This is a genomic window from Serratia sp. NCCP-200 (assembly GCF_059697885.1).
The window spans coordinates 38,937-64,132 of record NZ_BAAKUJ010000009.1; the positions used below are offsets into that span (position 1 = coordinate 38,937).

General features: G+C 54.2%; 22 protein-coding genes. 8 read left to right on the plus strand and 14 right to left on the minus strand.

Features of this window, described 5'->3' with window-relative positions; all coding sequences use genetic code 11:
* Positions 1–207: 207 nt before the first annotated feature.
* Together AC6HVW_RS22595 and AC6HVW_RS22600 are read left to right on the plus strand one after the other, a co-directional pair.
* The gene (locus tag AC6HVW_RS22595; RefSeq protein ID WP_071683776.1) at positions 208–465 is read left to right on the plus strand and encodes a hypothetical protein; all 258 of its coding nucleotides are present in this window, start codon (positions 208–210) and stop codon (positions 463–465) included.
* Positions 466–839: 374 nt separating this feature from the next.
* Positions 840–1,223 (plus strand): hypothetical protein, encoded by a 384-nt coding sequence (locus AC6HVW_RS22600; protein ID WP_059199315.1) that lies wholly within the window; start codon positions 840–842, stop codon positions 1,221–1,223.
* Positions 1,224–1,297: 74 nt separating this feature from the next.
* On the opposite strand, the gene AC6HVW_RS22605 is transcribed toward AC6HVW_RS22600, so the two are convergent.
* Complete coding sequence (locus AC6HVW_RS22605; protein WP_071683775.1) at positions 1,298–2,962, minus strand: AsmA family protein; 1,665 nt, start codon at positions 2,960–2,962, stop codon at positions 1,298–1,300.
* 141 nt (positions 2,963–3,103) lie between these two features.
* Positions 3,104–4,501 carry a nucleobase:cation symporter-2 family protein gene (locus AC6HVW_RS22610; RefSeq protein WP_497569673.1) on the minus strand — a complete coding sequence of 466 codons (1,398 nt, stop codon included), beginning with the start codon at positions 4,499–4,501 and terminating at the stop codon, positions 3,104–3,106.
* Positions 4,502–4,738: 237 nt separating this feature from the next.
* Here AC6HVW_RS22610 and gltS point away from each other — a divergent pair, with 237 nt between their 5' ends.
* Positions 4,739–5,941 (plus strand): sodium/glutamate symporter, encoded by a 1,203-nt coding sequence (gene gltS, locus AC6HVW_RS22615; protein WP_166733697.1) that lies wholly within the window; start codon positions 4,739–4,741, stop codon positions 5,939–5,941.
* Positions 5,942–5,981: 40 nt separating this feature from the next.
* Here gltS and recG read toward each other — a convergent pair whose 3' ends face one another.
* The 5 genes from recG to gmk are packed head-to-tail and all read right to left on the minus strand — an operon-like array spanning position 5,982 to position 11,850.
* A complete protein-coding gene (recG, locus tag AC6HVW_RS22620) occupies positions 5,982–8,063 on the minus strand; it encodes an ATP-dependent DNA helicase RecG (protein WP_186486587.1) in 2,082 nt (693 codons plus the stop codon).
* On the minus strand, positions 8,060–8,758 hold the full coding sequence (gene trmH, locus AC6HVW_RS22625) for a tRNA (guanosine(18)-2'-O)-methyltransferase TrmH (protein ID WP_094981550.1): 699 nt from the start codon (positions 8,756–8,758) through the stop codon (positions 8,060–8,062). The genes recG and trmH overlap by 4 nt, the downstream gene beginning before the upstream one ends.
* Positions 8,759–8,763: 5 nt before the next feature.
* Positions 8,764–10,878: a bifunctional GTP diphosphokinase/guanosine-3',5'-bis pyrophosphate 3'-pyrophosphohydrolase gene (spoT, locus tag AC6HVW_RS22630; RefSeq protein WP_024482946.1), complete on the minus strand. Its 2,115-nt coding sequence runs from the start codon at positions 10,876–10,878 to the stop codon at positions 8,764–8,766.
* Between the two features lie 18 nt (positions 10,879–10,896).
* A complete protein-coding gene (gene rpoZ / locus AC6HVW_RS22635; RefSeq protein WP_024482945.1) occupies positions 10,897–11,172 on the minus strand; it encodes a DNA-directed RNA polymerase subunit omega in 276 nt (91 codons plus the stop codon).
* A 54-nt stretch (positions 11,173–11,226) separates the two neighbouring features.
* Positions 11,227–11,850: a guanylate kinase gene (gene gmk / locus AC6HVW_RS22640; RefSeq protein WP_024482944.1), complete on the minus strand. Its 624-nt coding sequence runs from the start codon at positions 11,848–11,850 to the stop codon at positions 11,227–11,229.
* A 284-nt stretch (positions 11,851–12,134) separates the two neighbouring features.
* Between gmk and ligB the strand changes: the two genes are divergently transcribed.
* Positions 12,135–13,859: an NAD-dependent DNA ligase LigB gene (gene ligB, locus AC6HVW_RS22645; protein ID WP_071683773.1), complete on the plus strand. Its 1,725-nt coding sequence runs from the start codon at positions 12,135–12,137 to the stop codon at positions 13,857–13,859.
* Here ligB and AC6HVW_RS22650 read toward each other — a convergent pair.
* Positions 13,856–14,473 (minus strand): trimeric intracellular cation channel family protein, encoded by a 618-nt coding sequence (locus AC6HVW_RS22650; RefSeq protein WP_024527839.1) that lies wholly within the window; start codon positions 14,471–14,473, stop codon positions 13,856–13,858. The two genes, ligB and AC6HVW_RS22650, sit on opposite strands and share 4 nt — an antisense overlap.
* 231 nt (positions 14,474–14,704) lie before the next feature.
* On the opposite strand from AC6HVW_RS22650, the gene AC6HVW_RS22655 reads away from it, so the two are divergent.
* The gene (locus AC6HVW_RS22655) at positions 14,705–15,142 is read left to right on the plus strand and encodes a DUF3574 domain-containing protein (RefSeq protein WP_071683772.1); all 438 of its coding nucleotides are present in this window, start codon (positions 14,705–14,707) and stop codon (positions 15,140–15,142) included.
* Between the two features lie 45 nt (positions 15,143–15,187).
* On the opposite strand, the gene AC6HVW_RS22660 is transcribed toward AC6HVW_RS22655, so the two are convergent.
* Together AC6HVW_RS22660 and AC6HVW_RS22665 are read right to left on the minus strand one after the other, a co-directional pair.
* The gene (locus AC6HVW_RS22660; RefSeq protein WP_071683771.1) at positions 15,188–16,372 is read right to left on the minus strand and encodes a NupC/NupG family nucleoside CNT transporter; all 1,185 of its coding nucleotides are present in this window, start codon (positions 16,370–16,372) and stop codon (positions 15,188–15,190) included.
* Between the two features lie 190 nt (positions 16,373–16,562).
* Entirely contained in the window at positions 16,563–17,642 is a 1,080-nt protein-coding gene (locus AC6HVW_RS22665; RefSeq protein ID WP_071683770.1) for a linear amide C-N hydrolase, read from the minus strand.
* A gap of 108 nt (positions 17,643–17,750) precedes the next feature.
* On the opposite strand from AC6HVW_RS22665, the gene AC6HVW_RS22670 reads away from it, so the two are divergent.
* Positions 17,751–18,638 carry a LysR family transcriptional regulator gene (locus AC6HVW_RS22670; protein ID WP_071683769.1) on the plus strand — a complete coding sequence of 296 codons (888 nt, stop codon included), beginning with the start codon at positions 17,751–17,753 and terminating at the stop codon, positions 18,636–18,638.
* A gap of 43 nt (positions 18,639–18,681) precedes the next feature.
* Here the strand turns inward: AC6HVW_RS22670 and fdnI are convergent, their stop codons facing one another.
* The 3 genes from fdnI to fdnG are packed head-to-tail and all read right to left on the minus strand — an operon-like array spanning position 18,682 to position 23,263.
* The gene (gene fdnI, locus AC6HVW_RS22675) at positions 18,682–19,323 is read right to left on the minus strand and encodes a formate dehydrogenase-N subunit gamma (RefSeq protein WP_024482937.1); all 642 of its coding nucleotides are present in this window, start codon (positions 19,321–19,323) and stop codon (positions 18,682–18,684) included.
* On the minus strand, positions 19,310–20,203 hold the full coding sequence (fdxH, locus tag AC6HVW_RS22680) for a formate dehydrogenase subunit beta (protein ID WP_024527856.1): 894 nt from the start codon (positions 20,201–20,203) through the stop codon (positions 19,310–19,312). Before fdxH ends, fdnI begins: the two co-directional genes overlap by 14 nt.
* A gap of 12 nt (positions 20,204–20,215) precedes the next feature.
* Positions 20,216–23,263: a formate dehydrogenase-N subunit alpha gene (fdnG, locus tag AC6HVW_RS22685; RefSeq protein ID WP_186486580.1), complete on the minus strand. Its 3,048-nt coding sequence runs from the start codon at positions 23,261–23,263 to the stop codon at positions 20,216–20,218.
* 466 nt (positions 23,264–23,729) lie between these two features.
* On the opposite strand from fdnG, the gene AC6HVW_RS22690 reads away from it, so the two are divergent.
* Positions 23,730–24,119: a hypothetical protein gene (locus AC6HVW_RS22690; RefSeq protein ID WP_024482934.1), complete on the plus strand. Its 390-nt coding sequence runs from the start codon at positions 23,730–23,732 to the stop codon at positions 24,117–24,119.
* A 41-nt stretch (positions 24,120–24,160) separates the two neighbouring features.
* Here the strand turns inward: AC6HVW_RS22690 and AC6HVW_RS22695 are convergent, their stop codons facing one another.
* On the minus strand, positions 24,161–24,544 hold the full coding sequence (locus AC6HVW_RS22695; RefSeq protein WP_179248774.1) for a hypothetical protein: 384 nt from the start codon (positions 24,542–24,544) through the stop codon (positions 24,161–24,163).
* 224 nt (positions 24,545–24,768) lie between these two features.
* Here AC6HVW_RS22695 and AC6HVW_RS22700 point away from each other — a divergent pair, with 224 nt between their 5' ends.
* Complete coding sequence (locus AC6HVW_RS22700) at positions 24,769–25,191, plus strand: PPC domain-containing DNA-binding protein (RefSeq protein ID WP_179253152.1); 423 nt, start codon at positions 24,769–24,771, stop codon at positions 25,189–25,191.
* The last annotated feature ends 5 nt before the right edge of the window (positions 25,192–25,196 follow it).

A 25,196-nucleotide genomic window follows, 5' to 3' on the forward strand; every position in this document is an offset into this window, starting at 1 on the left:
GAGTATTATTATTTACCCTAATGATGATATTCTAAAATTCAACTGTGATGAGTTCCTACATCTTATTGATAAGGCAAAAAACCATCTTCTCAAGCTGGAACCCTTATCTAAGTGACCCTCAGGAATACGCTTAAATTTTGGCCGGTTGAGTAGGCCTGATAGTGGTCAACAATATTAAAATTTTAATGACTATTAAAGGTGGTGGCTATGGATATCCTCAGTGTTGATTATATTTCAGGGGGAAATGTCACTTTATTTGAGGTTCGTCTCTCTGAGTCTGAAGTTGTAGTTTTTTCAAACTGCTTAAACTATGTTTTAAAAAATTGCTCAGATGAACAAATAGAACAGTCAACTGAGTGTTCAAGTAAAGAAGAGTTGTCTTTGTTTTTAGCAGATATTTTGGGTCTAATAAAATCTATGGAGCATAAAAAATATATACCTGAGAGGTATAAAAACTTGGGCTGACATGAACAGCTAAGGGCTTTATTAACATCGTGGAAGCAAGATTAAGTGGTGACAAAGTTGAGTTGTTACAGAAAGAATGCATTACCAGTGTAATTAAGTACCTCTGAAGATGAAGTGATGGTTTACGAGAGTTGCATTGATTACGTACTGATTTCAAATGATGAATTTTTTATAATAACCGGATTTTGTGATAAGGAGGAGCTATATTTTTATAAAGATGAACTTATTAGATTGATAAAGATAGTTGAAAAAACTGAGTATCTACCTGAACGATATAAGAGTCTGTGAGCATAATTGATAGAACTTTGTTAACTAGTTAGGATTCATTTTTACGCTTTGGAAACTCCAATCTTGGATATGCTGAGTAATCATATATGACTGAAAAATTGGTTAAATTTAGCCTTGCTGTCGGTTCTCTACTGAATAGTCAGCTAGAGGATTTTCGATATTCCTCTGGCTCCCTTGAGTTGTTGTTGCTTTCCGGAGATAACGAAGAGGGCAGTAAAATCAATCTGTTGTTCGATTGGGTTTATTCTTTCCGAATGATTGATGAAGGTGACCTATTAAAAATGCAGCAAGAGCAGAAAGGGGAAATGCTTACAGGGTTTTATATTGTAGAAAATTCTAAATATTTAGAGTGGTTTAATGAACAAAGCGGTAATGCACACGACGGAGTTGTTCATTATATGCTTTCAACTGTAGACGATGTTATAGATATTTTAGCTTCTATTAGTCCTTCAGTATCAATCAGTTATTAGCAGCGCCCCCTTAATACCCAATCTCTTGCCGCTGCCACCAGATCACTCCAGAAGCAGCGGTATTCAACATCAGTTCACGGCACCTGCTGCTCCAGAGTCTGCCCATCCTTACTGGTAGCCTGCAACTGGCCCTTCAAAGACGCTTTAAACGGCCCATCGCTGTTGAGTAATCCCTTCAGCTGCAACTGCAAATTACCATCACCCTCCAGCGGCACATGCTGCCAACCCCATTGCTGCAAGGTATTCACAGGCACCGAACGCCCGTTAAGGGACAGGGTGAACGGTTTACCGGGCAGTTGGCTGACGTTGGCCTTGGCATCCAATAGGCCATCGGGCATAAAGGCGCTCAGCTCGGTAACGTTGATCTGCTGTGCATCCGCATCCAACGCCAGCGATGGGCGGCGCACGTCGATCTTGTTAAAGGTGGCACCACCGGCGTTGAGTTTCAGCGAGCCGGACCAAATCCCCCACTGATGGTCACTGGCCAACAGCAGATTGCTGCCGTTTCCATCCAGCGAGGTGAGCTGGAATGGGAAATCCGGGTTGATATCAATGATCAGGTTACGGTTGGTGCTCATCTTGGCGACGTACACCTCTGCCAGCCAGCTTGGCAACGGCTGTAACCAGAGTTCACGCCAGTTGCTGGGCAAGGTGTACTCCAACGCAGAGACGGCCACCTCGTCGAGTTGCAGGCGCTTGTTGGCGCGCAGCCAGTTGCCGGTGGTACGCAGCAATCCACCTTCCCAGCGGGTGCTGAACTGGCCAATGGCAATACCGGCTGGTGAGAGCTGCATATCCATAATCGGATCGATGAGATGGAAGTTGCCATTGATTAGGTCGTCGGCGGTGAAGTTGATCGCGCCATCCTGACTGCTCCAATCCCCTTGCTGGAAGGTGATATTTTGCATCGACAAATCGAGATCGTTCGCCGCCCAGGCGTTACCTTCCAGGCGGGCGTTAATCAGATCAAAGCGTTTCAACGTAATGGGTGGCAACGCCGTGAAGCGGCTCCAGAACTGTTCTAGCGTCATTGGTACTTGCAGGCGGACGTTGCTCAGCCGCAGCCGTTCAACCAACCAACTGCCATCGGCAGCTCGGCTGGCTACCCCGGTCAAATCGCCCTGTGCCAGATCGGCACCAAAGTCGCTCAATATCAGCTGGTTTTGTTTGATTTCGCCCTGGATCAACACCTGCGAGGCCGGAATACCGTTGACCACCATCGAACCGGCGCTGAACTGGAACTGATTGTTATCCCCGAGCAAATGGCCTGCCGTAGGCTGCCACGGATTGATCCCGGCATTGACCTTCTGCGCGTTAAGCTGCCAGCTCTCATCGTTAGATTGCAGTGCCATATTGCTCAGTTGCAGCACATCGGCCTGTATTGGCAGCGGTGCGCCCTGCAAAGGCTGAACGTTTAGGGTGCCGTCGCGCAGCGTGATGCTATCGAAATAGCGTGGCTCGGTAATTTGCCGCAGGCTGAAAGCCATATCGACCTGCTTGGCTGCCAAGAGTTGCGGTTGGTTGGCACGGGCGAGGGTTATGCCCTCCAGGCTTAGCTGTCCTGGTTTGCTCCACGAATGCGTTATTTTTTCTACCGACAGCTGGTAATCACCACGATCGCTGATCCAGTGACTCAACCAGCCTGCGGCCCAGCGGGTTTGCCCCACGACGTAGAGCAGCACAATGGCCAGCACTATCAGCAACAGCAACGTGATCAATAGTTTTCCGATAAATTTCATCGTGTGGATCCGTAGCGGACAGAAAAGATACCCTGTTTATGCCGCAATTAGCCTTCCAGCTCAAGGGCAATAGCCTGAAAGACAATAAAAAAACGGCCAGTAGCGGTTTGCCAATGGCCGTTGGTTTGCTGCGGGGAGCGCTTATTTTTCTTCTGGTGGGAACAGCAGGTTCAGCACAATGGCGGTGATACCACCGGCGGCGATACCGGAAGAAAGCAGGGTTTTCAGCCAGTCCGGTGCAAACTGCAAGATCAGCGGCTGTTGGGAAACCCCCATACCGACGGCCAGCGACAGCGCCATAATCATGATGGCGCGGCGGTTTAACTTCTCGCGGGAAACGATACGCACGCCGGAGGCTGCAATAGTACCGAACATCACGATGGTCGCGCCGCCCAGCACCGGTTCAGGAATATGCTGCACAAAACCGGCAACGGCCGGGAACAGCCCCAGCAGGATCAGCATCAGTGCCACCACAAAACCGACGTAGCGGCTGGCAACGCCGGTCAGCTGGATCACCCCGTTGTTCTGGCCAAAGCAAGAGTTCGGGAAGGTGTTGAATACCGCAGACAGCATTGAGTTCAGGCCGTTGGCCAGCACCCCGCCTTTCAGGCGCTTCATATATAGCGGGCCACTGACCGGCTGTTCAGAAACGTCGGAGGTGGCGGTGATATCACCGATAGTTTCCAGCGACGTGACCATAAATATCAGCATCAGCGGCAATAACAGGTTCCAGTCAAAGCCCAGGCCGTAATACAGCGGGGTAGGAACGGTGATCAAGGTCGTTTGGGTAGCCGGTTCGGTTTCCGGCAGCATACCCATCGCCCAAGCCAGCAGATAACCCACGGCCATTGCGATCACCAACGAAGCGACGCGCAGGTAAGGGTTACGTTGGCGGTTAAGCAGTATAATCACTACCAGCACCGCGCCTGCCAGCAGCAGATTCTTGGGCGCGCCGAAGGTGTGATCGCCCATCGCCGCATAGCCGCCACCGATAGAGGTCAGCCCGACCTGGATCAGCGACAGGCCGATAATCATCACCACAATGCCGGAGACCAGCGGGGTAATGATGCGGCGCGCCAGGTGCAGCACGCGTGACAGCAGGATTTCGGTACAAGAGGCGACCATCAAGGTGCCAAACAGCGCAGCCATCATGGTGGGCACGTCTGCGCCGCCGTTTTTCAGCGCCAGCCCGCCCATAATCAGCGGTGAGACAAAGTTGAAGCTGGTGCCCTGAATGGACAGCAGGCCAGACCCCACCGGGCCCCAGGTTTTGATTTGCAGTATCGAGGCCAAACCGGAAGCAAACAGCGACATGCTGATGATGTGCTGCGTATCCTGCGCTGGCAGGCCAAGCGCCTGGCAGATCAACAGGGCCGGGGTGATCACGGCAACAAACATCGCCAGTAGATGCTGACTGGCGGCAAACAGCGTTTGCGGCAGCGGCGGGCGATCTTCCAGGCGGTAAATCAGTTCACTATTTTGTGAAACGGGGGCTGATGCTTTTTGCGCGGCATCAAGCTCGGCGGTTTGGCTGGACATGGTGTGGCTTTCCCTAAGGCGGCAAAGAAGGCATTTTAATGATCTGCCTCACAAAAGCAAACGGTTGCGCATTAATATTTTGCACGACCCCAACCCCGTGCATGTCGCATTTTCGTTCATTTTTTCTTGTGTTATTAGTCGTTTTTACTTTTAATCCACCCTTCATCGAGTTAAAAAACTGAGTAAATTTTATAACTTATTAATTTATTGGATTTAATTACTACACGGAGTAGCTAGATGTTTCATCTCGATACTTACGGCACTTTAGTTGCCGCCACGCTGGTCCTGTTGCTTGGGGGCAAATGCGTGCGCTCCATTCCTCTGCTGAGAAAATATACTATTCCTGCTCCCGTTGCCGGTGGTTTACTGGTGGCGGTTATGCTCTTGGTTTTGAAGAAAACGGTGAACTGGGAAGTCGGCTTTGATATGTCGCTGAAAGACCCATTGATGCTGGCCTTCTTCGCCACTATCGGTCTGAATGCCAACCTGGCGCGCCTGCGGGCGGGGGGCAAGGCACTGGTCGTGTTCCTGTTTGTCGTGCTGGGTCTGCTGTTGGTACAGAATGCCATCGGTATCGGCATGGCGAAAATGCTGGGGCTGGATCCATTAATGGGGTTGATTGCGGGCTCTATTACGCTTTCTGGTGGGCATGGCACCGGGGCGGCCTGGAGCAAGGTGTTCATCGAGCGCTATGGGTTTGAGAATGCCACCGAAGTGGCCATGGCCTGCGCCACCTTTGGTCTGGTGCTGGGCGGCCTGATTGGTGGCCCGGTAGCCCGCTATCTGGTGAAACACTCCTCAACGCCAGAAGGCACACCGGATGACAGCGTGCAGCCGAGCGGCTTTGAGAAGCCGGAAAGTGGCCGCCTGATCACCTCGCTAGTGATGATCGAAACCATCGCCATGATCGCCATCTGCCTGAGCCTCGGTAACTTTATTGCCGGGTTATTGAATGGCACCGCCTTCGAACTGCCGACTTTTGTCTGCGTGCTGTTTGTTGGCGTGATCCTCAGCAACACCCTGTCGGCAACGGGCTTCTACCAGGTGTTTGAGCGTGCGGTCTCCGTACTGGGTAACGTGAGCCTGTCGCTGTTCCTGGCGATGGCGTTGATGAGCCTGCGCCTGTGGGAGCTGGCTTCACTGGCCTTGCCAATGCTGGCGATCCTGGCGGTGCAGACGTTGGTCATGGCGTTGTATGCCATCTTCGTGACCTATCGCGTGATGGGGAAAAACTACGATGCTGCCGTGCTGGCGGCTGGGCACTGCGGTTTTGGCATGGGGGCGACGCCAACGGCCATTGCCAACATGCAGGCGATCACCGATCGTTTCGGCCCTTCGCATCTGGCATTTTTGGTGGTGCCGATGGTGGGCGCGTTCTTTATCGATATCGCTAACGCCATCGTGATTAAGCTGTATCTGATGCTGCCGGTGTTCGGTTAAGTGATGATAACCCCTCCTGGCGACAAGAGGGGTTAATTGATTAGGCGTTGGAGTAGCGAGCGGTTTCTGGCAGCCAGCGCTCAATCAGTGCATGTGCATGCTGCGGATACTGCTGGTGAATATGGCGTGCTACGCGCTGAACTTCGGGGATCATGGCCTGATCGCGCATCAAATCTGCCACTTTAAACTCCGCACTGCCGGTTTGGCGCGTCCCCAATAGCTCACCCGGCCCACGGATTTCCAAATCTTGCTGGGCAATCACAAAGCCGTCGTTACTGTCGCGCAGCACCTGCAGGCGTTTTTGGGCGGTTTTGCTGAGCGGGGTTTTATACAGCAGCACGCAGTGAGAGGCTACCGCACCACGGCCAACCCGGCCACGCAGCTGGTGCAGCTGGGCCAAGCCAAGCCGCTCCGGGTTTTCGATGATCATCAGGCTGGCGTTTGGTACGTCCACCCCCACCTCAATCACCGTGGTGGCTACCAGCAATTGCAGTTCGCCCTGTTTGAAGGCCTGCATCACCGCCTGTTTCTCCGCTGACTTCATGCGGCCATGCACCAGCGCCACCTTCAGTTCCGGCAGTGCAATCTTCAATTCTTCCCAGGTTGCTTCTGCGGCCTGCGCTTCCAGTAAATCAGACTCTTCGATCAGCGTGCAGACCCAATATGCCTGGCGACCTTCTTCGATACAGGCGCTTTTTACCCGCTGGATGATATCGGCCCGGCGCGTATCGGGGATTGCCACCGTGGTTACCGGCGTGCGGCCCGGCGGCAATTCATCGATCACCGAGGTGTCCAGATCGGCGTAGGCAGTCATCGCCAGCGTACGCGGGATTGGCGTGGCGGTCATGATCAACTGATGAGCATGGAACCCTTGTTCTTCGCCTTTCTCCCACAGCGCCAGCCGCTGATGCACACCAAAGCGGTGTTGTTCATCGATAATCACCAGGGCCAGGCCATTAAACTGCACCTGCTCCTGGAAGATGGCATGCGTCCCTACCACCATCGACACCTGACCGCTGGCAATGGCTTCCTGTTGGGCGAGGCGTGCCTTGCCCTTTTGCTTGCCAGCCAACCAACCCACCTCAATTCCCAAGGGTTCAAACCACTGGCGGAAGTTATTGGCGTGTTGTTCGGCGAGTAATTCGGTTGGGGCCATCAGCGCCACCTGTTTGCCGTGAGCGATGACGCGTAGTGCGGCCAGAGCAGCAACCAGAGTTTTACCCGAGCCGACGTCGCCTTGTACCAGGCGCATCATCGGGAAACCTTTTTGCAGGTCCGTTTCAATATCTGCCACAACCCGCGTTTGTGCACCGGTAGGAGAGAAGGGGAGCTGGTCCAGGAAGCGGTTTTTCAGCCGATCGTCAGGCGTTAGCGATAATGCCCGGTAGCTTTGCGCACCGGCACGGACGGCCAACATGCTGAGGTTATGCGCCAGCAGCTCTTCAAGGATCAGGCGTTTCTGTGCTGGGTGCTTGCCCTGTTCCAAATCAGCCAGTTGGATATCCGGCGGTGGACGGTGCAGCATATGCAGCGCCTGTGGCAGGCTCATCAAACCGCCGCTTAATTCTGGTGGCAGCAGCTCGGCAATCGCACAGGTATCCAGCAACTCCAGCGCCTGATCGGTCAACTTGCGTAGCGTGGCTTGGCGGATCCCTTCGGTGGTGGGATACACCGGCGTCAGAGCTTCTTGTAGCTCGACCTCGCTGTTTTCCCCTTGGACACGGTATTCCGGGTGGATGATCTCTGCGCCGTGGGTGCCGCGTTTGACTTCGCCATAGGCCGTTACGTGGCGGCCGGTTGCCAGGCTGTTCTTCATCGCCGCGTTGAAGTTGAAAAAACGCATGGTCAGGATGCCGGAGCCGTCGCTGATCTGGCAGGTGAGCATGCGGCGGCGGCCAAAGCTGATATCACTGCGCAGCACTTCCCCTTCCACCGTGGCAAAAATACCCGGCAGCAGATCGTTGATTGGGTAGAGGCGGGTGCGGTCTTCGTAACGTAACGGGAGGTGCAGCAGCAGATCCTGGATGGTATTCAGGCCAATTTTGGCCAGTTTCCCCGCCTGGCTGGCTCCAACCCCGGAAAGTGTAGTGAGTGGGACGGCATCCAGCAGGCGGCCTTTCATCGGCGTACCGTCGTTGCCTGCATGGCTGCCCACCATTCGGCGTCTGCAATCACTTGGCCTTGATCGTCAATCTGCGGGCGCGGCAGCCTTTTGCGCTTGGCCACGTTGGCTAACACCGGGTAACCGCCTTCAAACAGCAGGCGTTGCTGCTCCTGCTCATCTAACGCGCTGAGATCGCGGCGATACATACCGGCGTTTTGCCGCTGGCGTTGGGCCTCATACAGGATCAGAGCCGCAGCGACAGAGACGTTCAGCGACTGCACCATACCGATCATCGGAATAATGATGTCCTGATCGGCCAGGGCTAGCGCTTCTTCGGTGATGCCGGTTTTTTCCTGCCCCAACAGTATGCAGGTGGGGCGGGTATAGTCTATTTCGCGAAAATCGACGGCGCGGGCAGAAAGGTGAGTTGCCAGGATCTGCATCCCTTGGCCTTTCAGATGCGTGACCGCATCGGCGATGGTGGGGTGGGTTTTGACACTCACCCAGCTATTGCTGCCCGCAGCAGAGGAGACCAGGGTACGCATCCGTGGAGTAGGCCACACGGCATGCACCTGATGTACGCCGACGGCATCGGCGGTACGGATAATCGCGGAGACGTTATGCGGTTTGTGAACCTGTTCCAGGCAGACCGTCAGATCGGGCTGCCGGCTAGCCAGCATTTCACAAATCCGCGCATAGCGTTCGGGGCTCATAGGCGCTAGTTTCGGTTACGGTTAACTTTAATCACATCCGGCATGATACGGATCTTACGCATAATATTTGCCAGGTGGATGCGATCGCGGGTGGTCAGGCGGATAAAGGCGCTGTAGACCCGGCCATCTTTCTCTTCGGTATTCAGGCTTTGAATATTCGATTCGGCCGCGTTAATCGCCGCCGTGAGGTTGGCCAACGCACCTTGATGGTTGAACATGTCCACTTTGATTTCCGCAATGAACTCCTGCTCGGTTTCCATATCCCACTCGACCGCCATGAATTTCTCTGGCTCTTTCTGGTAGCCGCGGATATTACGACAGGATTCATGGTGAACCACCAGGCCCTTGCCCGGGCTGACATGGGCAATAATCGGATCGCCTGGAATTGGGCGGCAGCACTTGGCAAAGGTGATCAGGACGCCATCGGCGCCTTTGATGGCCAGGTTGCGCACGCCGTTCGAGGAGCCCAGGCTGGACTGATCGCCCTGCAGGTTCTTCGCGACTACCACGCTCATGGCATTACCGAGGCCGATTTCTGCCAGCAGATCGTCCAGCGTGGCCAGCTTCATGCGGTCCAGTTCATGCTGGATATTCTCTGGCGGCACTTCCGAAAGTTTGCGGCTGCCCCCGAGTGCATGGTTGAGCAAACGGCGGCCGAGGCTGACGGAATCATCGCGCTTGAGGTTTTTCAACATCTGGCGGATCTTGGCGCGGGCTTTGGAGCTCACCACAAAGTTCAGCCAGGCGGCATTTGGCCGGGCACCCGGAGCGGTGATGATCTCTACCGTCTGGCCACTGGCTAAAGCTTGTGACAACGGATGCGGCTGGCGATCGACACGTGCGCCAACGCAGGCGTGGCCGATATCGGTATGCACGGCGTAGGCAAAGTCGACCGGTGTAGCGCCGGCTGGCAGTTCGACAATACGGCCTTCCGGGGTGAAAACGTAAATCTCATCGGGGAACAGATCGGATTTTACGCTTTCAATAAATTCAAACGAGCTACCGGCGCTTTGTTGCAGCTCCAGCAGGCTCTGCATCCAGCGTTGGGCGCGGATCTGTGCGGTAGTGCCGCCGGTTTCGCCCTGTTCCTTTTCTTTATAGGCCCAGTGCGCGGCGACCCCCATTTCGGCCATCTGATCCATATCTTCGGTACGGATCTGTACCTCAACCGGCACGCCGTGCGGGCCGATCAGTGAGGTATGCAGCGATTGATAGCCGTTAGCCTTGGGAATGGCGATATAGTCTTTTACCCGGCCCGGGCGCGGCTTATACAGGCTGTGTGCCTGGCCCAGCACGCGGTAGCAGGTATCCACTTCTTTGACGATCACTCGGAACGCGTAAATATCCATGATGGAATGGAAGCGCTGTTCTTTCAGATGCATCTTGCAGTAAATGGAGTAGAGGTGCTTTTCCCGCCCGCTGACGCGGCAGGGGATACCCGCTTCGGTCAAACGACCTTCGATCTCGGAGAGGATTTTCTGGATCATCTCCTTACGGTTACCGCGCGCGGCTTTCACCACTTCTTTGATGACGCGGTAGCGGTTCGGGTAAAGCGCTTCAAAACCCAGCTCTTCAAGCTCGGTTTTCAGATGATGAATACCCAGGCGGTGGGCCAATGGGCTATATATTTCCAGGGTTTCACGGGCGATACGCCGCCGTTTGTCTGGGCGCAGCGAGCCAAGCGTTCGCATATTGTGGGTGCGGTCCGCCAGCTTGATCAGCACGACGCGGATATCCTGCACCATCGCCATGATCATCTTGCGGAAGTTCTCCGCCTGCGCTTCTTTCTTATCCTGGAATTTTAATTTGTCTAGCTTGGATACGCCCTCAACCAGTTCGGCAACGCTTTTGCCAAACAGTTGTTCCATATCCTGATAGGTGGCCGGGGTGTCTTCGATGACGTCGTGCAGCAGGGCTGCCATCAGCGTCTCATGATCGAGACGCATTTCCGCCAGAATACAGGCCACGGCGACCGGGTGAGTAATGTAGGGCTCACCACTGGAGCGTGTCTGTCCCTCGTGAGCATCACGTGCGACGAGGTATGCCTGTTTGAGGCGCTTAATCTGCTCCTCAGGCAAGTAACGTTGAATCAGCAGATTCAGGCTTTCAAACAGGTACAAGGCAGACTCACAGTCTAATTAACGACGACCTTCAGCAATCGCGGTAACCGCCTGGATCTCTGCGGCTTCCTGCTCTTGCTGCTCCTGGCGCTCACGAACATCGAGGATCTGGCTGTTGATCAGGCCTTCTTCGATTTCGCGCAGAGCGATAACGGTGTACTTGTCATTCTCTTCAGGTACCAGTGCATCCTTACCACCGGTCTGGATTTGACGTGCCCGACGAGCAGCGACCAACACCAGGTCAAAACGGTTACCAATTTTCTCTACAGCGTCTTGAACAGTTACGCGTGCCATATTTGTGCTACTCCACAGGTGACGAAAAGACTGGGCATAATACTGAAACTGTCTTCAGTCTGCCAATAGTTTGCTGATTAAAGCATCATGCCGCAGCATTTGACGGCCCAAACGCAAGCGTTCGGCGCGAATAATGGTCTTCAGATCGGACAGGGCCAGATCGAAATCGTCATTCACGATTAAATAATCATACTCCGCGAAATGCGTCATCTCCGCGACGGCCTGCGCCATGCGCTTGGCGATCACGTCATCCGCATCTTGCCCACGGCCACGCAGGCGGCGGCCAAGCTCTTCCTTCGACGGCGGCAGAATAAAGATGCTGCGCGCCTGGGGCATTTTGGCACGGATCTGCTGTGCGCCCTGCCAGTCGATATCCAGGAAGACGTCAACGCCGGTCGACAGTACCTGCTCGATGGCCGCGCGGGACGTGCCGTAATAGTTGCCGAACACTTCTGCGTGCTCAAGAAACGCATCCTGCTCAATCATCCGGCGGAATTCGTCTTTGGAGACGAAAAAGTAGTGCTCGCCGTGATTTTCACCCGGGCGGCTATCGCGCGTGGTGTGTGAAACCGAAACCTGCGTATCGTACAGCGGTTGCGTCTTTAACAAAGCCTGAATCAGACTTGATTTCCCTGCGCCACTTGGGGCAGAGACAATATAAAGCGTGCCTTGAGCCATGATGATGTTCGTTGCTAGCGGTTGATGAGTCAGTTACAGCGGATGTGTAAATTCTCCGCACAGTATACACGGCTAACGGGCGGTATGCAGCGTTAGCTCGCATTTTGGCCGTCGCTTTCTGCTAAAAACAGCGTGAAAAAGTCAATTTGCGCGGCGGATCGGGAAATTTTTGCCGTTTTCAGCAAATACGCATTCCTTTTGGGAAGCGTTTCGCACCTCCGGTTTTTGGCGTTAGCCAGCAAAGGCGATTGAGTATTTACTGCCGGGAAGCAAGGAGGTGCTCAATGTGGAGAGGTATTTACCGGGCGCTAGTGGTGGTTGGAGTGCTGTGTAGCTCGGCATGGGCTGGAGACTGTCCAGTGTGGTCGCCAGAGCGCTTACAGGCGGAAATTACGGCGCTGGATGATCAACTCGGGAACTGGGATGAGGCTTATTATCGCCTGGGCAACAGCCCGATCGACGATGAACTCTACGACAGCCTGCTGCAGCAACTGCATGATTGGCGGCGTTGTGTCGGTGCAGTGGAAGAGGATACGCGGCCATTGCCAGCGGGCAAAGTACCGCATCCGGTGGCGCACACCGGATTGCGTAAGCTGCGCAACTCGCGTGCCATAGAACAATGGATGCAGGGCCGCCACGATCTGTGGGTGCAACCCAAGGTTGATGGTGTGGCGGTCACTTTGGTCTACCGGCATGGCGTATTGGTGAACGCCATTAGCCGGGGGGATGGGCAGAAGGGGGAAAACTGGCTGGAAAAGGTCAAGGCGATCCCCGCTATCCCCAACGTTTTACCGGAGGTTACGGCCAATATAGTACTGCAAGGGGAGCTGTTCCTGATGGTGAACGATCATCACCAGCAAACCCAAGGGGGCATTAACGCCCGCTCCAAAGTTGCCGGGATGCTGATGCGTAATCCGCGCACTGCGCAACTTGAGCAGCTTGGCCTGTTCGTCTGGGCGTGGCCCGATGGCCCGCCAACCATGGCCGAACGCTTGCAACAGCTTGCCGCCATGGGTTTTACGCTGCCGTTGCAATATTCACAGCCGGTCACCACGTTGGCGGAGGTGGAGCAGTGGCGGGCAGCTTGGTACAGCGGCCCTTTGCCGTTTGTCACCGATGGCGTGGTGATCCACCAAGGGCAAGAACCTCGGGGGCGCTACTGGCAGGCCAAACCCAATGACTGGGCGGTTGCCTGGAAATATACCCCGGTCCAGCAAGTGGCCAGAGTCACGGATGTTGAGTTTGCCATTGGCTGCACCGGAAAAATTGCCGTGATGCTACGCCTGGATCCGGTGCGTATGGATGATAAATGGATCCGGCGGGTGAACGTGGGCTCGCTGGCCCTGTGGCAAAAATGGGACATCGTGCCAGGCGATCATATTGCGATTAGCCTGATGGGGCATGGCATCCCGCATTTGAAACAGGTGGTCTGGCGTGAAGTTGCCAGGGCGACACCCATTGCGCCAAAACCGGAGGATTATCATGCTTTGAGTTGCTTTACCTTGCAGCCCGGATGCCGCCAGCAGTTTCTGGCGCGGTTGGTTTGGTTGAGCAGCGCCAATGGGCTGAACATCACCGGGTTGAATAATGCAGGCTGGCAGGTGCTGATTGATCAGGGATTGGTGAATAACCTGCTGGATTGGTTGGAATTAACCCCGGAACAGCTCAGCGCGGTGCCCAGCCTGGGGGCGAAGCGTGCGCAGGCGCTTTATCGTCAATTTCGGCTGGCGCGGCAGCAACCTTTCGAGCGTTGGCCGATCGCCCTCGGCGTGCCAATTTCGTCATCACAGCTGGCCACGCTACAAAATTGGTCGCAGGTACAGCAGATGACGTTGGCACAGTGGCAGGAACTTGCTGGCTTGGGTGCGCAAAAAGCCAGAAAAGTGCAGGAATTTTTGCAATACCCTGCCTTTCTGGCACTGGTTCAAACCTTGCAGCAGCACCATATCAGCGGCTTTGATGCGGTTCCCGATCGTGCCGAACCGCTTGGCGATGCGTTCGCGAATTAATGATCGGGATGCTGATAGTTAAACACCGGCAAGCCAAGGCGAAAGCGCAGAGCGATCAGGCGAGCGCTGAGGCCAGCAACCAGGGTAATAATAATCACCATGTTATGCGGCAAGTTAAGGTATTGCAGGCCGATATACAGCCAGGCAGCGGCAAAAGCGATGCCTGCATAGATTTCCTTCTGGAAAACCAGCGGGATACGGTTGCAGAACATATCGCGCAGCACCCCGCCGAAAACGCCGGTGATTACCGCGGCAATGGCTGCAATCAGTGGGGCATGGCCCATATCCAGAGCCACCTGCGCGCCGATGATCGAAAATACGATCAGCCCAATGGCGTCCAACACCAGGAACAGATGGCGCAGGTGGCGCATCAGCGGAGCCATCCAGGTGGTGATAATTGCCGCTATGGCTATGATAACAATATACTCAGGGTGTTTAACCCAGCTCAGCGGGAAGTGCCCAAGCAGCATATCACGCACCGAGCCCCCACCAATGGCGGTAGCGGAGGCGATAAAAATCACGCCAAACAAATCCATTTGGCGGCGGCCTGCGGCTAACGCGCCGGTCATGGCTTCTGCGGTGATGCCGATGATATAAAGAATGCTCAGTAACATAGTGGATTCACAGGGTCGGAGGGCAAGGGTGTCAACGCCGGAGGGTAACGAGCCTGATGGCAACGCACCACTGAGTTTTTTTGTTGGTGTCGCTTTCGAATTACTTTACCTAATGCTAAATAGGTGATTTTTGCTTAATACTAGTCTCTAGTGCTACTTGTGATTTTTACAGCACATTAGAAATTTATCGTTAGTATCTGTTGATGATTATTTAAGGAATATGAAAGCGAGATGAAAAACACCCCGATATTGGCAGTCGCCGTCGCCATAACCTTGCTGTTGAGCGGCTGCGTAGCGCCAGTGCAACAGGCGTCACCGTTAAAACCAGAAGCAACGTGCAGCATCGGCGAGCCGATGACTCAAACCACGCTCTATTTTGGTTTGAATCGCCCGGCAGGGCCGGTAATTACGGCGGTTGAATGGCAGACCTTTGTCGATCAGCAGGTAACCCCGCGTTTTAAAGATGGGTTATCGGTCTTTGATGCCAAAGGGCAATGGCTGGGGAACGATGGCAAGCTGGCACGGGAAAACAGCAAGGCGTTGATGTTGATCCATAGCCCTGATGCGGGCAGTGAGCAAAACATTGAGGCGCTGCGCACTCACTATAAACAACAGTTTGCCCAAGACTCGGTGATGCGTGTCGATGCGCCGGTGTGCGTCGCGTTTTAATGAATACCCGGCTTGCCGCAACTACAGCAAGCCGGGCTATTGTTTTTACAGCACCAGCCCGGCAACCGCTGCCGAAAGCAGGCTAACCAGCGTGGAACCGTAAACCAGCTTCAGGCCGAAGCGGGAAACCACGTTGCCCTGGCGCTCGTTTAATCCCTTGATGGCCCCGGCAACAATGCCGATGGAAGCAAAGTTGGCGAAGGACACCAGGAACACCGAGAGGATCCCCAAACCACGTGGGGACAGCTCTGCCGCGATTTTTTTCAGTTCAATCATCGCCACAAACTCATTGGCGACCAGTTTGGTGGCCATGATGCTGCCAGCCCGCAGCGCATCAGGCGCCGGAATGCCGATTAGCCAGGCTAGCGGGTAGAACACGTAACCCAGGATCTGCTGGAAACTGATGCCAAAAATGGCAGCAAAAATGGCGTTCACGGCGGCGATCAGGGCGATAAAGCCGATCAGCATGGCGGCAATGATCATCGCAATTTTGAAACCTGCGAGAATATATTCCCCCAGCATTTCAAAGAAGCTCTGCTCTTCATGCAGTTTATTCAGCTTGAGTTCCGGCTCGTCGTCCACCTGATAAGGATTGATGATCGAGAGAATGATAAAGGTGCTGAACATATTGAGGATTAACGCGGCTACTACGTATTGTGCGTCGATCATCGCCATATAGGCACCCACGATCGACATCGAAACCGTCGACATCGCGGTGGCTGCCATGGTGTACATCCGGCGTGGGGAGATATCCGCAATGATGCCCTTATAGGCAATAAAGTTTTCCGACTGGCCTAGCACAAGCGTGCTGACGGCGTTGAAGGACTCCAGCTTTCCCATGCCGTTCACTTTTGAAAGCAAAGTGCCCACGACGCGGATCACCAACGGCAAGATGCGGAAATGCTGCAAAATACCGATCAACGCAGAGATAAAGATAATCGGGCACAACACGCCGAGGAAGATAAAGGCCAGCCCCTGGTTGCTCATGCCACCGAAAACAAAGTCGGAGCCTTGTGCTGCAAAGGCCAGCAGGATGCCAAAGAAATCGGCTACGTGCTTGATAACGCCCAGTCCGCTGGCTGAATGCAGGAAGAAATAGGCCAGTGCGGCTTCAATCACCAGCAACTGAATAATATAACGTGGGCGGATTTTCCTGCGGTCATTACTGACCAATAACGCGAGAACGACAATAACCACCAAGGCTAAAATAAATTGCAAAATTTGCGACATAAACAATCCGAACGGCATACAGGCTAGGAAAGCGCTATTTAGCCACAGCCCGTGGTGCCTTTCATTACCCCGCATGACGATTAGAACAAAATACTTTGGGTGAGAGTTATGCGTTCAGATTATTGCTGGCCATTGGCGGCCAGCAGCGTTTGATCGTGAAATTACCCCTATAACAATAGTGGGTTAAGCGTTATTTCGCCTGGGCCAGCACGTTACCTTCCCAGCCCTGTTGGGCATAGTCGTTAAGATGGGCGATCTTGCGTACCGGCTGCCCTTGGCTGAAGTTGATGTCATGCAGCGGAACCCAAACCTGCGAAGCCGCAAAGGCGGACTTGAAGTGATACTCCGCATGGCTCAGATCCGAAATTGCCGTCCAGTAAGTCCCGATTCCTTTGTTCTGGTCCGGGCGCTTGCTGTATTTGGCATACATATCGGTGACCTTTTGTTCGCTTGGCTCAGCCGGTGAACCGATCGGGTAAGCCACATTATTAAGCACCGATAAGATGAAGCCCTGCGCCTGGTTTTTATTGTCCGGCTGTGGCAGATTTTTCAAATCATAGCTGGCGCGCACCAGGCGCTCATCCGCTTCCAAGCCACCAGGGATTTCGCTGCGCTTGGCATTCTGATACTTCGCCAGGTTCTGGAGTTGTTTATCGTAAGAAGGGGGATTGGTCATCACCCGATAATTTTTGTCGTGATAGATATTCACTTTGCCGTTATCGATCTCGATGATGGCCGAATCGCCGCTAACGTCCTCGATCGCGATGTGTTTGGTATCCGAAGCGTAATCGATAGGCATATGGGCGGCGGCCAGGCGAACATCGCTGTGGATGGCTTTAACCGCCTCATCAACGGTGGCGTAATTATCCAGGATATAGCTCAACCAGGCGCGGCTTTCGATCACCGGTTTGTCCTGATTGTCCTGCTGCACTTGGCTGCCATTCATATAAAACAGCGTATGGCCCGCCAGCCCCTTTTCATTCATACCGTCCATTGGGAATACGCCATCGGCATATACCACGACGCTGCCGTAGTGGGTTTGCCACTGGGCGGCGTTCTTCGCATCCCCGCCGTTATGCGCAATACCGCGTGGTGTGATCACCAGTGAGGGATCTACCGGCCCGAAGAAATCCAGATTGCGTGCGCTGACCATATAGCCTGGGTACATATTCATAAAGGCGCGGGTGCAGGCTTGCGCCCCGGTTGCCAGGCTGGCGCTGAGTGCGGCACCTACCAGTAGGGCTGATACGCTGTGTGTGAGCTTTTTCATGGTTTTTTCCTTACCTGAATGAGGTGAACAAAATAATGGTAAGCCCGCGAACTCATATCGTAGAGTGGATGAACGGGGGGAAATCCCCCGCAATTTTGTGGAGGAGAGATGGGGAAAATAGGTTTTTCGTTGGCGCAGATTGAAGCTTTCGCCAGCGTTTGTGAGACCGGCAATCTCACCCAGGCCGCCAAGCGGTTGGGGAAGGATCGCACCACCGTCAGTGAATTGATCGAAAATCTGGAGTTGGATCTAGGCTATTCCCTGTGCGATCGCCGTACCCGCCCATTGCAATTGACCGAGGCGGGCCAGCGCCTTTACCGGCAAGCTCGGCTGTTTTTGCAGGAGGCAGAGGCCCTTAGCCTGCTGGCTCAGCATATTCCGCAGCAGGTGCGGCAGAAACTGACGCTGTGCTATGACCCGTTTACTCCGCGCGCTTTTTTAACGGAACTGGCGATGTTTTTGGGCCAGCGCGGCATTCAGCTTGATTTGCTGATGATGGAGCGTGGTGAGGGTGAGCAGGCGTTGGCAGACGATGTGGCGGATATTGGCGTTTATCAGGCGATCAACCGTTCGATTGGCGAAAAATTTAAGTGGCGAGCCTTAGGGGCCATTGAGTTGGCCGTCTATGCTCGCGAGGGTTTTTTCCCCGTGGGTAGCCCGGTCACCTTGCTGTCGCTGGCATCCAGCACCCAACTTATTCCCTTTTATGATCTGCCCGAGCCGATGGCGAAGCGCCTGCAAATCGCCGATCGCATCCAGGTCGTCAATGAACTGGCTTTGCTGCAAACGTTGTTAACCACCGGGTTGGGATGGGCCTTCCTGCCAACTCATCTAAAAATGCAGCATTTGCCACAGGTTGAGCGGCTCGATACGGAATTGGGGAAACAGGGATTGATGCACCCGATGGTGGCACTGTGGAAGCCTGGGGCTAATAGCGAGTTGCTGAGCCTGATCGAAAGCATGCAGCAGATCTTTGATGGTTCAGTGCTCGCTTGAGGAGAGAGTCGCCCCCTCATTCGAAGGGGCGAATTTCAACGGGTTACTGCTCGTCTTTCTGCTCTTCAGCCTCGACCTTACGGTACCAGCGTGGGTGATGCTTCTTCGCCCAGCGGCGGCTGACCTTGCCTTCAATCATGCCTTTGATCGAGCCTTTCACCCAGAATGCCATATACATATGGATCAGAATGGCGTGGATCAGCACGATCGCCGACGCGGCGTGGATCAACAGCGCATAGCGGATCACCGGGATCGGGAAGTTGTGGGCGAAATAAGGGCGCCAAATGATAATACCGGTGATCAACAGCACGAAAATCATGCTCATGATGCTCCAGAACATCATCTTCTGGCCGGCATTATATTTGCCGACGTCAGCGACCTTATGCTCATTGCCCTTCAGCACTTCCACGATGCCCTTGACCCACGGCAAGTCCTCTTTCTCGGGAATGTTATGCTTCACAAAGCGGAAGAACATAAACATCAGCGCGATAAAGATCAGTACACCAAAGAAAGGATGCAGGATGCGACCCATCTGCGGCGTACCAAAGGTTTCGGTCAGCCATTGCAGCGTGGGGAAGAACAGCGCAATGCCGGACAGCGACACCAGGAAGAAGCAGATGACTACCGTCCAGTGACAGGCCCGGTCGATAAACTTGGTGCGAACGATCATTTTACTTTTGCTCATGATGGTCCTCCTCGTCTTCATCATCCACTTCCTTGTTCGGGCCAATGCCGATGTAGTGGTAAATCAAACCGGCAAAGGTGGCGATGAAGCCCGCTACGGATAAGGGTTTGAGCACGCTTTTCCACAACCCGATCGACAGATCGATATGCGGGTCTTTTGGCAGATTGTGGTACAGCTCGGGGTTATCGGCATGGTGCAGTACGTACATCACGTGGGTGCCGCCAACGCCTTGTGGGTTATACACGCCCGCATGCTCAAAGCCGCGTTTCTTCAGCTTTTCGACCCTCTCCTGTGCCACGTCCAGCATTTCTGCCTTGGTGCCAAAGTGGATTGCGCCCGTTGGGCAAGTCTTCACACAGGCAGGTTCCTGGCCCACGCTGACGCGGTCAACGCACAGGGTACATTTGTACGCCCGGTTGTCTTGCGGGTTCAGCCGTGGAATGTTGAACGGGCAGCCGCTGATGCAGTAACCACAGCCGATGCAGTGCTCGGACTGAAAATCCACGATGCCGTTGGCATATTGGATAATCGCCCCGGCAGACGGGCAGGCCTTCAGGCAACCCGGATCTGCGCAGTGCATACAGCCATCCTTGCGGATCAGCCATTCCAGCTTGCCGTTCTGCTCCACCTCCGAGAAACGCATCAGCGTCCAGGATTTGGCACTCAGATCGGCGGGGTTGTCATAAACCCCAACGCAGTGTCCTACTTCATCGCGAATATCGTTCCATTCGGAACAGGCCACCTGACAGGCCTTGCAACCGATGCACGTGGAAACGTCAATCAGCTTGGCGACCTCGACCTTGTAATCACGCGCTTGGGGAGGCGGCGTCAGGGTGTTGGTGGCCGAACGTTTGATAATGTCTTGGGATTGCATGGACATAAATTCGGCTCCTTACACCTTTTCCACGTTAACCAGAAACGCCTTGTATTCCGGCGTTTGCGAGTTGGCATCGCCGACAAACGGCGTCAGGGTGTTGGCCAGGTAGCCTTTGCGGGCTGCCCCTTCAAAGCCCCAATGCAGTGGAATACCGATGGTGTCGACATCCTGCCCGTTAACCTTCAGGGTTTGCAGACGGCGGGTCACCACGGCTTTCGCCTTGATAAAGCCGCGTTTGCTGCTGACCTTGACGGTATCGCCTTGCTCAATCCCTTTCTCCTTCGCCAGCCGTTCACTGATTTCCACGAACTGTTCCGGCTGCATGATCGTGTTAAGGCGCGCGTGCTTGGTCCAGGTGTGGAAATGCTCGGTCAGACGATAGGTGGTACCGACGTAAGGGAACTCGGATTTATCACCCATGCGCTTGGCGTCGGACGGATAGAGACGGGCCGCCGGGTTAGAGATCACGTTTGGATGTAGTGGGTTGGTGCCCAACGGCGTTTCAAACGGCTCGTAGTGTTCCGGGAACGGACCTTCGGCCATTTTGTCGAGGGCAAACAGCCTACCAAGCCCTTCCGGTTGCATGATGAACGGCCCAACGCCGCTGCCCGGTGCGGCGGTGTTGTAGTCTGGAATATCATTCCCGACCCACTTGCTGCCGTTCCATTCAATCAGCATGCGTTGCGGATCCCAAGGTTTACCCATTGGGTCAGCGGAGGCGCGGTTGTAGATAATGCGGCGGTTCAGCGGCCATGCCCAGGCCCAGCCCAGCGTGTTGCCCAACCCTGACGGATCGCTGTTATCACGGTTGGCCATCTGGTTGCCCTTGCTGGTCCAACTGCCGGTATAGATCCAACAGGCTGAAGCCGTGCTGCCGTCATCGCGCAGCATCGCGAAGGAATCCAGCAACTGGCCTTTTTTCGCCAGCAGATTGCCGTTGGCGTCATACAGATCTTCCAGCGCGTAGCCGTTGCTGTCTTTGGCCACTTCCTCGGATTCTGGGTGGTCTGGCCGTTCATAGTGCCAGCCCATCTTCAGTAGTGGCTCGACACCTTTACCGCCCTCGCTGCCATACATCTGGCGCAGGCGATGGTACAGGCCGGCCAGGATCTCGCCGTCGGTAATCGCTTCACCTGGGGCATCGCCGCCTTTCCAGTGCCATTGCAGCCAGCGGCCGGAGTTGGCGATTGAGCCGTCTTCTTCGGCAAAGCAGGTGGATGGTAGCCGGAACACTTCGGTTTGGATCGACGCGGTATCGACATCGTTCATCTCGCCGTGGTTCTGCCAGAAATTGGAAGTTTCCGTAACCAACGGGTCTATGATCACCAGATACTTCAGTTTGGCCAGTGAGGCGACCACCTGATTCTTGTCCGGGAAGGAGGCGACCGGGTTAAAGCCCTGGCAGATATAGCCGTTGACCTTATTCTGATCCATCATCTGGAAGTACTTCATGACGTCGTAGGACTGATCCCACTTCGGCAACCAATCAAAGCCCCAGTTATTCTCTTTCTGGGCAGCGTCGCCGTAGAAGCTCTTCATCAGGCTGACGAAGAATTTCGGGTAATTGCTCCAGTAGTTAACCTGGCCAGGCAAGGTGGCCTTTGGCGTATTGGCGGCCAGATAGGTGGTCAGATCGGTCTGTTTATCCGAAGGCAGCGTCAGGTACCCCGGCAGGCTGGTGGACAGCAGGCCAATATCGGTCAACCCCTGAATGTTGGAGTGACCGCGCAGGGCGTTGATGCCGCCGCCAGCCATGCCCATGTTGCCGAGCAGCAACTGGATCATCGCCATGGTACGGATGTTCTGCGCGCCGACCGTGTGCTGGGTCCAGCCCAAGGCGTACAGGAAGGTGGTGGTACGGTCTGCTGCGCTGGTGGAAGCCAGGACTTCACACACCTTCAGGAAATCTTCCTTTGGGGTGCCGCAGATGTTTTCCACCACTTCAGGCGTGTAGCGGCTGACGTGTGCTTTCAGCAGGTTCCAGACGCAACGCGGATGCTGGAGCGTATCATCACGCAAGGCATAACCATCTTCACCAAACTGGTAGTTCCAGGTGGTTTTGTCGTACTGACGTTTGTTGTCGTCATAACCGCTGAACAACCCGTCTTCAAACGTAAAGTCATCCCGGACCAACAGGTTGGCGTTGGTGTAATGCTTCACGTATTCAGCGTTGATCTTGTTGTTGGAAATCAGGTACAGCAACACGCCCGACAGGAAGGTAATGTCGGTGCCGGAGCGGATCGGCGCGTAGATATCGGCTACCGATGCGGTACGGGTAAAGCGGGGATCGACGACGATTAACGTGGCGTCGTTGTTGTTTTTGGCTTCCATCGCCCAGCGGAATCCCACCGGATGCGCTTCAGCGGCGTTGCCGCCCATCACCATCACAACGTTGGCGTTTTTGATATCAACCCAGTGGTTGGTCATCGCACCGCGACCAAATGTTGGAGCAAGACTTGCTACCGTTGGTCCGTGTCAGACACGCGCTTGGTTATCAACTGCCAGCATGCCCAGCGATCGGACAAACTTTTGTGTCAGCATGCCGGTTTCGTTACTGGCCGCAGAGGCGCATAACATCCCGGTGGAAAGCCAACGGTTTACCGTCACGCCAGCGGCGTTGGTGGCTTCGAAGTTGGCATCCCGGTCATTTTTCATCAGCCTGGCAATGCGGTCAAAGGCATCATTCCAGCTGATGCGCTGCCATTTATCTGAACCAGGCGCGCGATACTCTGGGTAACGCAGGCGGCTATCACTGTGGATATAGTCCAGCAGGCCAGCGCCTTTCGGGCACAGCGCCCCGCGGTTTACCGGGTGATCCGCGTCGCCTTCGATATGGAAAATCGTCGATTTGGCGTTTTTTGCCCCATCGCCCAGGCTATACATCAATAAACCGCAGCCTACGGAACAGTAGGTACAGGTGTTGCGGGTTTCTTTGGCGCGCAATAATTTGTAGTTGCGCGTTTCCGCTAACGCAGCCTTGGGCGCGAAGCCTAATGCTGCCACCGTGGTCCCAGCCATCCCGCCAGCGCAGATTTTAAAAAACTGTCTGCGATTGACGTCCATTGCTTTCCCTAATGCTTATCAGTGGTTTTTTAGTCATGGCAAACTAACAGCAATAGCCCAAGCGTTATTGAGGGAAATCAAAATAAGGGAGAGTTAGCGGGAAAATACTCCTTAATAAGTAGCCAGCGGTGCGGTGAGTAATCCTTAATTTATCGCGAACGGTCTAAATTCGGTAAGTGGTTAATTTACCTTATTAATTTCAAGTGAAAACTATCTGTGAATATTGTAGATAAACCTGTTTCACCGATTACCGGGAGAATTATCGACGGCATTGAGTTTCCCATTTCTGAATGGGTATTGTTTTTAAGTGGTTATTTTCTTGCAAGAAATAGAGTTAATTTGGAATTTGCTTCGCAAAGTTAATACGCATTCCGATCGAATCGTTGAATAGTTCGTTTTATGAGCAACAATAGGCAGGGAACTAGCCGCGAGAATGACGGTTAGATTTTTAAGGACGGAAACCATGATGCAGACCTACCTGACGTTGCGTGCGCTGGCGAGGGGGATTAACCCAGAAACGGGGGAATTTTTGAATCATACCTCGCTGGTTCATTCCCCAGAGACGATCCGGATGCTGTTTGCCCTGGCGGATGAGTTTTACGCCGAGCGAGAACGGGTGAAAAAGGCAAAGTTATCACCCGAGGAGCGGCGGCAGAAAAATATTGCCGAGGGTAGGCCCGCAAACTTCAATTTCCCCTGGTCGGAAGAAGACAGGAAGCTATTGGAGGAAGGCTACAGCGCTGGTAAAACGATAGAGGCGTTAAGCGTGGAGTTTGGGCGCTCACTGCGCGGTATTGCCGTTCAGCTTGAAAAGATGGAGCTGATCACCGAAGAGCAGGCCGCCGCTTATAACTGACGGGTTAAGCCCCCCATCAGGAGGCCACTTGTCCGCTAGCTTCAATCTACCGGCGAGGTGGGTAGGCGAACGATGTCCTGATTGTCGTTACCCATCCAATAGACGCCTTCTTTTGCCCAGAATGGGCCTTCGACAAAGTCGAGCAGGTCGGAATACTCTTCGTAGAGCAGCTTGCCGTTGCGGTCATAAACCCGCATGTAGCCGGAGTAATGCCCGCCATCGCCAGGCATGGTGAAACGCGGAATAAACTCGAAGGTTTTATAATTGCGCACCACATACTGTTTGTTGGGGCTCCACTCTTCGTATCGCAGTGTCCCTTGTTTCCACCACAGGTAGCTGCCAACAATGGCCGCCACCAGGATCGCTAGCGCTACCCAGCGCTTACGCTCGCGTACCAGAGTTTCTTGGCTTTTTATTTTTGGCATCAGTGTTCTTTCAGACCCATTCCAATTTAGCTTTTGGCCAGCATACCAGCACCGCCGCTTTTACTGACCTATGTCACATACATCGGCCGTATCAATCTCTATCATGCTGCATAACGTCCGAGGTTCGGAGTTATTTGGAGTCACATCCCTCATGCAGCATCCTACCTTCCCGACGCCATTTCCCTCTTTTCCGTATCACCCAACCCACTGGGGTAAAGGATCTTATCGTGGAGACATCAACGCCGTCTACGGCACGGTTTTATGCCTTGCGTCTGTTACCGCAACAAGACCTGCTGGCTGCTCTTCGTGATTTTATCCGGCAGCAGGATTTGCGTGCCGCCTGGATCAGTGGTTGCGTCGGCAGCTTGAGTGACGTGGCGTTGCGCTATGCCAGCTGTGAAGGCACCACGTTATTGACCGGAAAATTTGAAGTGGTGTCACTGATTGGCACGTTGGAGGCCGGAGGCGAACATCTGCATCTGGCCGTGGCCGATGAGCATGGTCATATGACCGGCGGCCATGTGATGGCAGGCTGCACCGTGCGCACCACGCTCGAATTGGTGATTGGGGAATTGAACGATGTCGTATTTAGCCGACAACCTTGCGCGCTTTCAGGCTATGACGAATTAAACGTCGAGCAACGCTAATTTTC